Genomic DNA, 12,281 nt, shown 5'->3' with positions numbered 1-12,281 from the left:
GCGATCGCCTGCTAACATCTCGCCCAATCGATTTAGCATTCCTTTTCCCAAAGGGACGCGGGATCAAGGAGGTTGCCATTGATGCCAACCATGGAAGGCACCGCCCCGGAGCGGTCGAGAACCCCCGCGGCACTGGAAGGGCTTCCGCGGCCGGGCCGCTGCCTGGTGATGGGCATCCTGAACGTGACGCCCGACTCCTTCTCCGACGGCGGCCTGTACGCGGACACACGCCAGGCGATCGACCGTGGACTGGAGCTTGCCGCCCAGGGGGCGGACATCGTGGACGTGGGCGGTGAGTCCACCCGGCCGGGAGCGCGGCCCGTGTGCCTCGACGAGGAACTGGCCAGGACCATTCCGGTGGTGCGCGAACTCGCCCGGGCCGGGGTGCAGGTGAGCGTCGACACCATGCACGCACCCGTGGCCCGCGCCGCGGTCGAGGCGGGTGCGTGCATGGTCAACGACGTCAGCGGCGGCCTGGGTGACCCAGCCATGACGCGGACCGTCGCCGCAGCCGGTGTTCCGTACGTCGCCATGCACTGGCGTGCGCCCAGTCGCGAGATGGACCGTCGCGCGCAATACGACGACGTCGTGTCCGACGTCATGGCCGAACTCGGCACTCGTCTCTGGCGGTTGACGGAAGGAGGGGTCGATCCCGCCCGGATCGCCCTCGACCCGGGACTCGGCTTCTCCAAGCGCCCTGAGCATGACTGGACGCTCCTGGCCGGTCTGGGAAAACTGCGGGAGCTGGGTTTCCCCCTCATGGTCGGCGCGTCGAGGAAACGGTTCATCGGTGCGGCCCTCGCCGATGGGGGCGCCGGCGAGGTGCCGCCGGGGGAGCGTGACGTGGCGACGGCCGCGGTCTCGGCGCTCGCCGCCGTCGGGGGCGCGTTCTGTGTTCGTGTGCACGACGTGCGCGCGAGTCTCGACGCGGTGCGCATGGCAGCCGCCTATGTCGAGTGCTGTGACCGCACATAAAGATTGCGCGACCAGGGCCTCGCTCGGGCAGGACTGCTTTGCTAGCTTTCGCTAGATCGTTTTAGTTTCCTCATGCGTCAGCTCATGCTGCGTGTTGGTCCATCTCTGCCGCGAACTAGATCGATTTAGCTCTTCCGGGACGGACAGCGACGACAAGGAGCCGTTATGGCAACCCCTTCCCTTCAGGACGGCATCGACAAGGCCGGATCGCCGGTCAAGCTGCTGTGGCAACCGGGCGCCGAGCCGTGGACCCCCGAGGTCGTCGAGCGCGAGTACTCGGGCTGGCGTCAGGAGCAGGCCGCGTGGCACGAAGGCGTGGCCCTGCTCAACCTCTCCCACCACATGTACGACATGTGGATCGAAGGCCCCGACGCCACCCGGGTGCTGGCCGACCACGGCGCCAACAACTTCGAGAAGTTCGCGATCGGCCAGGCCAAGCAGTACGTGCCGGTCACCCGTGACGGAAACATCGTCACCGACGGGATCCTCGCCCGCGAGGGCGAGGACAAGTACCTGCTCAGCGGTATCCCCGCAGCGCAGCACTGGGTGCAGTACCACGCGGAGAAGGGTGGCTACGACGTCGGCTTCGTCACCGACGCCTCCTCCGCCTTCCGCCCCGGCGGCGGTGACCCGAAGCTGTTCCGCTATCAGATCCAGGGCCCGCTGGCCGCCGAACTCGTCGAGCGTGCATTCGGCGGGCCGCTGCCGGAGACCAAGTTCTTCCACTCCACCGCGGTCACCCTGGACGGGCGCCCCTTCCGCGCCCTGCGGCACGGCATGGCCGGCCAGGCGGGCTTCGAGTTCATCGGCGACTGGGAGCACGCCGCCTACGTGCACGAGACGTTCCTGAAGGTCGGCGAGCCGCTCGGCCTCATCCAGGTGGGCGCCCTGGCCTACGCCACGCCGAGCGTGGAGAGCGGCTGGATCCCCTCGCCGGTGCCCGGCATCTACAGCGACCCCGAGCTGGCGGACTACCGCGCATACCTGCCCCTGTTCGGCATCGAGGGCAAGCGGCCCCTGAACGGCAGCTACTTCTCCGAGAACATCGAGGACTACTACGTCTCCCCGTACGAGCTCGGCTACGGAAAGCTGATCCACTTCGGCCATGACTTCGTGGGCCGGGACGCCCTGGAGAAGGCCAAGGACGGGCCGCTGCGTACCAAGGTCACCCTCGTCCTCGACTCCGAGGACGTGCGCACGGTCATCGGAGAGGGCCAGGACCCCGGCTTCGTGCTCTCGTACGCCCGCCACCGGGTGGAGACCGCCGCCGGTCTGGTCGGCGTGACGATGCAGAGCGCGTCCATCGACCCGGTGGGCAGTGTCCTGGCCCTGACGCTGATCGACTCCGAGTACGCCGCACCGGGCACCGAGGTGACGGTGGTCTGGGGCGAGCACCCCGGTTCCGGTACCGACCCCGAGGCCGACCTCGGATTCCCCCGTATCCGTGCCACCGTCCAGCCCGCGCCGTTCAACCAGCACGCGCGCACCCTCTACCGACACGACCGCTGACATACGCCCACTGCACGGCACCGCCCGGGTCCGCCGTTTGACGTGACGTCAGGTCCATGGGACCTGCGGCGATGCCGCGGCCGGGCCCGCCCGCGGACCCGGCCCCCGCAGGCGAGAAAGCGAGACGAAAGACGATGAATCCCACCAGCACGGCACGAACAGCGGTCGGCACCGCACTTCTTGAGGACTTCTCCCTGGAGATGACGGGGAAGGACGTCCCCAAACTCGAGGAGGCCCGAGACTCCATTCCCCAGGGCACCCGGATCAACGTCACCTTCCTCGGCAACGAGGACCTGGAGATGCGTCTGGCCGCCGCCCGCGCGGTCAAACGCCTCGGCTTCGTGCCGGTGCCGCACATATCCGCCCGCCGCCTGGGGTCCCGCGCCGACTTCGAGCGGTTCCTGGCCGGCCTGCACGCCGACGGCACGTCCGACAACGTGTTCCTCGTCGGCGGAGACCCCGCATCCCCCGAGGGTCCCTACGCGGACTCCCTGTCCCTGATCGACACGGGACTGTTGCAGGAGTACGGAGTACGGCACGTCGGCATCACCGGATACCCGGAGGGCCACCCCGCGATCGACGGCACCGCTCTCTGGTCGGCCCTGCAGGACAAGCACGCGGCCCTCACCGCCCAGCCCCTGGAGGGCGGCGTCATCACGCAGTTCGGGTTCGACGTCGACCCGGTGCTCGCCTGGGTGGAAGAGGTCCGTGGCCGCGGCATCGGGGTTCCGATCAGGATCGGCGTGCCCGGACCCGCCGGAGTGCGCCGGCTCATGTCGTACGCCGCCCGCTTCGGGGTCGGCACCAGCGCCTCCGTGGTCAGGAAATACGGGTTCTCCATAACCAACCTCATGGGTACGGCGGGACCGGACCGCTTCCTGCGGGACCTCGCCGCGGCCCACGACCCCGCCCGCCACGGCGACTTGAAGATCCACTTCTATACGTTCGGCGGGCTCAAGGCCACCTCCGACTGGGCCGCCCGCTTCCGGAAGGAAAGCCTGGCATGACCCTCACCCAAGCCGCCCCGGCCCGCGCCGCCACGGGCAAGTCGTCGGCCCCACAGGCGTCGCTCATCGTGCAGGGCGCCGACGCCACGGGGATCGTCGCGGCCGTGACGTCAGTCCTCAGCGGCCATGGCGCGAACATCGTCTCCCTCGACCAGTACTCCGACAACCCGCAGGGCGGCGCCTTCTTCCAGCGCACCGTGTTCGGCCTGGACGGTCTCCAGGCCGCGCTGCCCGCCTTGCGGGCCGACCTCGACCAGCACCTCGTGGAGGGCTTCGGGCTGAGCCACACTCTGCGCGACCTGTCGGTACCCAAGCGGGTCGCGATCTTCGCGTCCAAGTCCGACCACTGCCTGCTCGACCTTTTGTGGCGACACCGACAGGGCCAACTGCCCGTCACCGTCGCGATGGTGATCTCCAATCACCCGGATGTGGCGGAGGAGGTGCGCGGCTTCGGCATCCCGTTCTTCCACGTCCCCTGCCAGGGGCCGGACAAGTCCGCCGCCGAGGCGGAACACCTCCGACTGCTCCAGGGCAACGTCGACTTCGTCGTCCTCGCCCGCTACATGCAGATCCTGTCCGGCGACTTCATCGAGAACGTCGGCGTTCCGATCATCAACATCCACCACTCGTTCCTGCCGGCCTTCATCGGCGCAGGCCCGTACGCCAAGGCGAAGGAGCGGGGCGTGAAGCTGGTGGGCGCCACCGCCCACTACGTCACCCAGGATCTGGACGAGGGACCGATCATCGAGCAGGACGTCGTCCGCGTCACCCACGCCCACTCCGCCACCGACCTGACCCGCCGCGGTGCCGACGTGGAACGCGCGGTGCTCTCCCGCGCCGTGCTCTGGCACGCCGAGGACCGTGTCATCCGCAACGGCAACCACACCATCGTCTTTCCCTGACGGCGAATCGTCCTGGCGACTCGCACCGACTCCCGATGCCGCTTTCCCTCCGGCTTCCCATCCCACTCTCCATCCCACCGAATTCCCACCGATTCCTTTCGGCTTCGCTCGACAGGGAAGCCGCCCGGTGCAGGGACAGGCGGGCTTGTCGTGCGCCACTCCCATCCGACCGAGCCGGCCGCCGAAGAGGCGCCACGCGCGTGCTCCACGTGGCGGCCGGATCGGTCACGGCGCCGTACGGCCGCGGTCATGCCGACCGTACGCAGCACACTCCTTTCAGCCGGGTGAATCGTTCCTCACGACAAGAAAGCGGTTCGCCACCATGACCACCACGATCGACGGCACCAGGATCGCCCAGCGGATCCGTTCACAGGTCGCGGCAGAGGTCGCCGCCACCGCTGCCACGAGATCGGGGACCATCCCCGGCCTCGCGACCATCCTCGTCGGCGACGATCCGGCCAGCGCCGTGTACGTCGCCGCCAAACGACGCGCCATCAGGGAAGCGGGCATGCGTGACTTCCACCGCCACCTGCCCTCGCGCGCCACCCAGGACGAAGTGGCCGCGATCATCGACGAGTTCGCCGCCGACCCGGAGGTCTCCGGCATCCTGCTCCAGCTCCCGCTGCCCCGGCAGCTGGACGCGGCCGCGCTGATCGACCGCGTCCCCGTCACCAAGGACGTCGACGGCCTCACCACCGCCAGCGCCGGCCTCCTCGCCCGCGGGGAACGCGGACTTCGCCCCTGCACACCCAGCGGTGTCATCGAACTCCTCGACGCCGAGGGCATCGCGCTCAAGGGCGCCCGATGTGCCGTGGTCGGCTGGGGCGAACTGGTCGGACGGCCCCTGACCCAGCTGCTGCTCCGGCGTGGGGCAACCGTGTCGGTCGCGCACGAACACACCACCGACCTCGCGGCCGTCACCCGGCCCGCTGACATCGTCGTGGTCGCCACCGGCGTCCGCGGGCTCATCGGCCCCGAACACGTCAGCCCCGGCGCCGTCGTCATCGATGTCGGCATCCATCGCACGCCCTCCGGCCTGACCGGCGACGTCCGCTCCGCCGAACTCGACGGCATCGCCGACCGCATCACCCCCGTCCCCGGCGGAGTAGGCCCCATGACCATCGCCATGCTCCTGGTCAACACCCTGCGTGCCGCCGAATGGGGTGCCGAACGCGAGGCCGTCGCAGCGTAGGGACCGCGCAGAGTGGTTCGGCTCGCACCTCAAGAGGGCCGTTCCGCACCGGACTTCAACGATCCCGCGTCCCCCGGCGAGCCGAGAACCCGCCCGGAGCGCGGCACCGCACCACACAGGAGGCGCGGAATGGACCAGCTCCCTCCCATGGCTCTGCTCGGCGGGCATCTCGCCACCGGTCTCATGGACGTCACCAGCGATCCGTCGGCGCTGGACTCCGAGGGCTTCTGGGCCGTGGCGGCCGACTTCGAGGGCCGCCTGACGTGCGCCCGCTTCCGCGACGTACAGCGGATCGAGGACCGCGAAGTCCCGAGGTCACCGTGGTACGGAGCGCGTACCGACGCATGGTCCACCTCGCTCGACCGCACCGCGTACACGAAGGGAGTGACACGCATCCGCGAGCACATCGCGGCCGGTGAGATCTACGAGGCGAACCTGTGCCGGGTCCTGTCCGCTCCCGTCGCCCGGGGCGCCGACGTCGGGGCGCTCGCCGGACTGCTGGCACGGCACAATCCGGCGCCGTACGCCGGTGTCATCCGCCTTCCGCGCCACGGCGTGGAGGTGGCCTCCGCCTCCCCGGAGCTCTTCCTGCGTCGCGACGGCAGGGACGTCGTCTCGGGTCCGATCAAGGGAACCGGCCGCACCGAGGCGGACCTTCTGGAGAAGGACCACGCGGAGAACGTGATGATCGTCGATCTGGTCCGCAACGACCTCGGCCGCGTCTGTGTCCCCGGTTCTGTGACCGTGCCCGACCTGTGCGCCGTGGAGAAGCATCCGGGACTCGTCCACCTCGTGTCCACGGTGCGGGGGCGACTGTGCGACGGGGTGGGCTGGCCCGAGGTGCTGGCGGCGATGTTCCCGCCGGGCTCCGTCACGGGTGCTCCCAAGGAGAGCGCCTTGCGGATCATCGCAGCACTGGAGACAGCGGCCCGGGGACCCTACTGCGGAGGAGTCGGCTGGGTCGACGCCGACCGTGTGCGCGGTGAACTGGCCGTCGCCATCCGCACTTTCTGGATCGACCGCGCCGAAGGGCTCCTGAAATTCGGCACGGGAGCCGGCATCACCTGGGGCTCGGAGCCGGAGCGGGAGTGGCGGGAAACCGAACTGAAAGCCCGTCGGCTGCTGGCCATAGCGTCGGAGGGACATCCGGACTTCGCGGGGGCGGCGGGGTGAGGGCAGGCGGATCGCCTCGGTTCCCTCGACGAAGGTGTCCGACATGTGAGGGGAGAGATCCATGAAGGCCACGCCCGAGCGCCAGGCGGCCTGCTCCCGGCGCCGGCCCGTGTACTCGCGCATGCTGCACGCCGACGAGCCCGCGTCAAAGGCAGGTGCGGAATGGATCCGGTGACAGGGGTGGAGTACGCGGAGTGTGGCTGCGGACTACTGGAACGATCTAGTCGCGTAGGCTGGCCCTCAGCACTTAATCGTTCTAGAGGTGTGACAGCACTTCTGGTGACACCGTTCGGTGGCTGGCGCGCCCGGTCCGAGGGAGAGGGAGTGTGTCGGCATGAGTCGTTCGGGCCGGGTGACGTTGAGCGATGTGGCCAAGGCGTCCGGTGTGTCGCGGGCGACGGTGAGCTTCGTACTGAACGACGACCCACGGCAGACGATCTCCGTCGCGACTCGGGAGCGGGTCATGGCGGCAGCCCACGACCTGGGATACGTCCCGCACGGGATCGCCCGCGCGCTGCGCGAGGGGTCTTCGCGCATCGTCGTACTCAACGTCGACTGGGGCATGGAGGGCAACTTCTCCCGGAGCTATGTGCGGGGCCTGGACGAGGAGTTGGCCGAACACGACCACGTTCTTCTCGTCCGGCACGGACACGCGGCGCCCGAGGCCACGCAGAAGATCCTCGACGCCATCGTGCCGCGAGCGGTGCTCCGGCTGGGCGAGGTCTACATGCAGGGACACGGGCCCATCGAGGAGGACTGGGAGAGCGGGTTCGCCGCCAACGCGGCCCTGCAGATCGGCTATCTGGCCGAACGGGGGCACACCCGGATCGCGATGGCCCTGCCGGACCACGACTTCCCGCTGACCGAGGCCCGGCTCGGATTCGCCCAGGAGGCCGCACGGCGTCTGGGGCTTCCGCCCCTGGAGCGCTTCGTCGTCCCGCGACCACGGGAGGCCGGCGAGGCCGCCGTCGAGGGGTTCCTGGTGGCGCACCCGGACGTGACGGCCGTGGCCGCCTTCGACGACGACATCGCGCTGCGCACCCTCACGGCTCTCCACGACCTCGGGCGGCGCGTGCCCGAGGAGGTGGCCGTGATCGGCTTCGACGAGACCGAGCACGGCTCCCTGTCCACGCCCGCGCTCACCACCGTCCACATCGACGCCGAAGTCCTCGGACGGCTCGCAGCCCGAGCCGCCCTCGGCATCGACCCGGAGGCCCTGGCCCCGGTGCCCGGCCGGATCGTGGTCCGCGCCTCGGCGTGACGGCCCTGGGAGGGGCCGCTGCCCTGACCGCTCACGGCCGCCTTGTGCGCTCCGCGACCCCGTGGAAATGATCTCCGTCGTATCCGTCGCTGCCGCCAGGCTGGTCTGCTACGGTCTTACTTAACCGATCTAGTAGCTCCTTCGTGACTGGACGAGCGAGGAAGTGTCTACGTGATTCGGTTGGTTTGTGATTCGGTCGGTTTCGACCGCTCCGCCCCCTCGCCCTGCACCCCGCCGACGGGCGGTTGCGTGCCGCGCACCCGCCATGGCCGAACCGCGGACCGGGCAGGGCTGAGTCGCCCGAGACGTCGAAAGAACCCATGAGAGCCGGAGGAATCCCCCGTGGACATTGCCGACGCGCAGCGCAGCACGTACGAAGCGGTCCTGCGGCTGAGGGACGCCCCCTTCGTCGCCGAGCGGCCGGCGTTCTTCAGCCCGGCCGCGGCGGCCCAGCACGAGAGCAACACCCTGGGCGCCTATGGCCATTTCGCCCAGACCCTGTTGCCTCTCGAATACACCAGCTGGATCGAGGAGTGCAGTGCGCACGTCAGTGCCTGCTATGTCGGCGACTGGTCGAGCCTGCACAAGGTGGTCGTCCGGGGGCGTGAGGCGCTGGACTTCCTCGCCTGGCTGGGCATGAGGGACCTGTCCCGCTTCGAGTACGGGCAGATCAAGCATCATGTCCAGCTCGACGAGAACGGCTGGGTGGCGTCCGAGGGGATCCTGTGCCGACTGGACGAGGAGGAGTTCCTGTACACGGCCGGCAGCGGAGACTGGCTGATGTGGCAGCTGAGCCAAGGGAGTTGGGACGCGGAGGTCGTGGATGTCAGCCCCGAGCGGTTCATCTTCGGCATCCAGGGCCCGGCGGCCCTGGACACCGTGGAGAAGCTGACCGGGGAGAGCCTGCGGGACATCGCCTTCAGCCGGAGTCGGATGTCGCGGATCGGCGGAGTGCCGGTACGGGTCCTGCGGACGGGTATCTCGGGCGAACTAGGCTACGAACTGCACGGTCCCGCCGGACACGCCAACGAGATCTGGTCGGCCACCGTCGAGAGCGGTGAGCAGTTCGGTATCAGCCCGCTGGGCCTCAGGTCCCAGCCCGTCCAGCACATCGAGGCGGGCATCGCCACGAACGGACTCGACTATCTCCCCGCCTCCCTCCTCACGCCCGGCGCGCCGAGGCAGTTCAGGCGGGGAACGCCCGGCGGCAGCTTCGTACCGGAGAACGGCGTCACGGACTATTTCCGCAAGCCCGGCGAGCTGGGCTGGGGATTCCGCAAAGGCATCCCCGACCGTGACTTCCTGGGCCGTGACGCGCTGGCCGCCGACGCCGCACAGGGGGAGCCGCGGCGGACGCTCCTGGGTCTGCGCTGGGACGCCGGAGACGTCGCCGGCATCCTCACCGCGCCGCTGGGCGAGGGCGACCTGCCCGACCCGATGGAGGTCCCGCGCGGCCGTGGCCCCGTCTTCGACCAGGTCCTCGTCGGCGGACAGCGAGTGGGCGTGTCCACCGGCCGGACCCTCAGCGTGAACCTGCGGTCGACCATCTCTCTCTGTGTGATCGACGAGACCTACGCGGCTCCCGGCACCGATGTGGTGGTGCTGTGGGGCAGGCCGGGAACCGCACAACGTGAGATCAGGGCGACGGTGACCGCGCTGCCCTTCAAGCCGGACCGACGGCGAACCGACGTATCCGCGCTGTGAGGCGACGCGGGTGGCCCATCCTCGGATGGTCCACCATCGCGGTCTATCATCGCGGTCCGCGTCGCCGCGTCGCCGTCAGGACACGGGCTTGAGCTGCCAGAGCCGGGAGTCTTTGTTGAGCCAGGTCCACCGGCGGACGACGGTGTCGTCGGAGTTTCATGTGAACTTCCGCGCCCAGGTGCTGTGGGTGTTGCCGCAGCCGCCGGTGGTCGTGCCGTTGGTGTGGTGGACGATCCAGCCCTGCGGGCCGTCGGGTGAGGTGAAGAACCCGCTGTGGCCCGACCCGTACACGCCGGCCGAGTCGTTGCGCGTGAAGACCGGCACCCACATCTTCATCGACGCCGCCGGTGCTCCGGCCGTCTTCACCACCGTGATCGCCAACGCCAAGTGGCACGCCAAGCTGGTCATGGTCGGCGTACAGGAGAAGGGTGAGGTCGACCTCGGCGGCATGCTGCGCGGCGAGCTGACCCTCCTCGGCTCCCAGGGCTACCCGACCGAGATCTTCGAGGTCACCTCCGAACTCGCCGAGCACCACGAGCGGTTCGGAAAGCTGATCAGCCACCGCGTCCCATTCGACGAGGCCGACCGCGCCTTCGAGCTGACGCTGACTCCGGGCGCCGCCGAGAAGGTCGTCGTCACCTTCGACGATCAGCCGTAGGAGGCCCCGAGGCGTCTGTGGATTCCTGTCGTGGGGTTCGGTCTGCGTCAGGAACCCGTGTCGCGCGCGCCGCTCGTGTCAGGCTCTGGCACGGTCCGGTTGCCGACGGCTCGCGAGGCGACGAGGCGCACGATGAACACGACCCCGCGCTGCCGCGGCACGTACGCCGGGCCGCGAACCGACCGCCCTCGCCCTGCGCGTGACCGGCTACCAGGTCACCCTGACGGCCGCGGACAGCGCCTGCCGCGCGCCAGCACGGTTCGCCTCGACGGCACGCCCGATCGCGTGTCTCTCCTGTGCGGCCTCTTCCCACACGCCGCGCGAGCCGTTGATCAGAGCGAGTGCAGCATGTCGGCGATCTTCGCCGCCACGGTCTCGGCCGCTCCCCTGGCGTACGACGAGTCCACCGCCTCGTACGTGATGCGGGCGTAACTCCGCGCCTCCGCCATGTTCTTGGCGCCGCCCTCCAGCATCGACATGACGGAGGTGTGCGCGAACGGCGAGTGCTTCTTGATGTCCAGCGAGGTGTCGGTGGACAGCTCGGGCGACACTCCCACGAAGACGCCCTCACCGACTCCGAGTATCCAGATCGGCACCTCGGCCGTGCCGGTCGGAGTGAAGTCGTACGTCTTCGTCGGCCCCGTCGGGTGACCCCCCGCCACCGTGCCGACGGTGACGGAGTCGGTCACCAGGCGCACCGTGGAAGTCCTGCTGCCCGGCGAGGTCTTGATGGTCTGGGCAACACGGACGACCTCGGTGCCCAGCCGTTCGCCCTGCACCGTCAGCAGGATCCAGCCCGCGTCCTTCGCGTCGACCTGGGACCACTCCTTGTCCTTGTCGATGGCGTACCGCTTGGAACGGAACTGCGGTGCCTGGTCGCCGCAGGAGCCCACGAGGAAGAACCCGACGACGCCGTCGCCGTACTGCTCCTCGACGTGCCGCACCGTGGCGCCCGCGAGGTCGGCCGTGATGGGCAGGTCACCGCTCGCCATGACCGATTCCATCATCACCGAGGACTGGACGCTGTAGTTGACGAGAACGGCGATAGGGTTGCCGCTCGCGTCGTCGAAGCGGGTGACACCCACGCTCTTGTCGGAGGGTCCCGTCTCGCCGGTGCCCAGCCACCAGCCGTCGGCCGTGAGGACGTCCCGGTTGACGTTCACGTCGCAGTCTCCGGTGCCGAAGCCGACCCGTGCGGGCCGTAGTCCCTTGACCGCCGCCGCGACCGCCATCGACGTGGCCTGTTTGATCTGCTCCACGTACCGCGCCGCCCCAGTGGAGCTGCCGGCCGCCTGGACGTGCGGGGCGGAGAAGGTGTGCGTGACGGTCACGACGATGTCGGCCGTCGCCACACCGGTCGCCTTGGAGATGATCGTCCGCATGGCCGCGATCGCCTCGGCACTGATCGACGTCAGGTCGAGCACTGCCAGGGCAACGCGCCGCGATCCGCTCTCCACCAGCAGGATCCGCACGTACAGGTCGTCGTGCACGGTGGTGAAGCCGTCGAGGGGGAGGAGCGAGGCCGGGAAGGCGATCGCGGCCCGGCCGGCGCCCGCCTTCAGCACCGCCGAGGCGGAGGCGTCGTGATGCGCCCCTCCGTCGGCCGCCTGTGCTGCCCCTGCGCCGCCTACCAGGGACGCGGCCGTTGCCGCGGCGGCCAGCGAGCCGCTCAGGAACGAACGGCGCTGCAGCGGGCCACTCTTCGACTCCCCGTTCTCTGCCATGGAATCCACCACTGTCCTTCACGCTCGGCAACTGGAAGGCCACCGATGTTCCAGGGAGCAGCGCAGCCGACATAGTCCGTCGTGCGTCAACTGAGATTGCGTACCTTGACGCAGGGTCACGACCAGGAAACCTCTGCGTAACCTGTGAAAACGCGCGTGCTATCTCCGTTTTGCGG

At 69.3% G+C, this 12,281-nt stretch carries 10 protein-coding genes; 9 read left to right on the top strand and 1 reads right to left on the bottom strand.

Annotated features, from left to right (window positions below; genetic code table 11):
- Positions 1–81 precede the first annotated feature (81 nt).
- The 9 genes from folP to ACZ7M2_RS30665 all read left to right on the top strand — a co-directional run bounded on the left by folP (position 82) and on the right by ACZ7M2_RS30665 (position 10,381).
- Positions 82–975: a dihydropteroate synthase gene (folP, locus tag ACZ7M2_RS30705; RefSeq protein WP_471598053.1), complete on the top strand. Its 894-nt coding sequence runs from the start codon at positions 82–84 to the stop codon at positions 973–975.
- Between the two features lie 165 nt (positions 976–1,140).
- Positions 1,141–2,484, top strand: coding sequence for an aminomethyl transferase family protein (locus ACZ7M2_RS30700; protein WP_471598052.1), 1,344 nt, complete (start codon positions 1,141–1,143; stop codon positions 2,482–2,484).
- A 134-nt stretch (positions 2,485–2,618) separates the two neighbouring features.
- Entirely contained in the window at positions 2,619–3,491 is an 873-nt protein-coding gene (locus ACZ7M2_RS30695) for a methylenetetrahydrofolate reductase (RefSeq protein WP_471598051.1), read from the top strand.
- Positions 3,488–4,393, top strand: a complete 906-nt coding sequence (gene purU, locus ACZ7M2_RS30690; RefSeq protein ID WP_471598050.1) for a formyltetrahydrofolate deformylase — start codon at positions 3,488–3,490, stop codon at positions 4,391–4,393. Before ACZ7M2_RS30695 ends, purU begins: the two co-directional genes overlap by 4 nt.
- A gap of 322 nt (positions 4,394–4,715) precedes the next feature.
- The gene (locus ACZ7M2_RS30685) at positions 4,716–5,585 is read left to right on the top strand and encodes a bifunctional 5,10-methylenetetrahydrofolate dehydrogenase/5,10-methenyltetrahydrofolate cyclohydrolase (protein WP_471598049.1); all 870 of its coding nucleotides are present in this window, start codon (positions 4,716–4,718) and stop codon (positions 5,583–5,585) included.
- 129 nt (positions 5,586–5,714) lie between these two features.
- A complete protein-coding gene (locus tag ACZ7M2_RS30680) occupies positions 5,715–6,758 on the top strand; it encodes a chorismate-binding protein (RefSeq protein WP_471598048.1) in 1,044 nt (347 codons plus the stop codon).
- A 334-nt stretch (positions 6,759–7,092) separates the two neighbouring features.
- A complete protein-coding gene (locus ACZ7M2_RS30675; protein WP_471598047.1) occupies positions 7,093–8,019 on the top strand; it encodes a LacI family DNA-binding transcriptional regulator in 927 nt (308 codons plus the stop codon).
- A 342-nt stretch (positions 8,020–8,361) separates the two neighbouring features.
- Positions 8,362–9,723 carry an aminomethyl transferase family protein gene (locus ACZ7M2_RS30670; protein ID WP_471598046.1) on the top strand — a complete coding sequence of 454 codons (1,362 nt, stop codon included), beginning with the start codon at positions 8,362–8,364 and terminating at the stop codon, positions 9,721–9,723.
- Between the two features lie 115 nt (positions 9,724–9,838).
- Positions 9,839–10,381: a hypothetical protein gene (locus ACZ7M2_RS30665; RefSeq protein WP_471598045.1), complete on the top strand. Its 543-nt coding sequence runs from the start codon at positions 9,839–9,841 to the stop codon at positions 10,379–10,381.
- A 332-nt stretch (positions 10,382–10,713) separates the two neighbouring features.
- Here ACZ7M2_RS30665 and ACZ7M2_RS30660 read toward each other — a convergent pair whose 3' ends face one another.
- Positions 10,714–12,105, bottom strand: coding sequence for a hypothetical protein (locus tag ACZ7M2_RS30660; protein ID WP_471598044.1), 1,392 nt, complete (start codon positions 12,103–12,105; stop codon positions 10,714–10,716).
- Positions 12,106–12,281: the final 176 nt, after the last annotated feature.

The sequence above is a fragment of the Streptomyces sp. NPDC111507 genome, assembly GCF_055638955.1.
The sequence above is the reverse complement of the archived record's forward strand: the minus strand, read 5'-3'. Positions and strand labels throughout refer to the sequence as shown.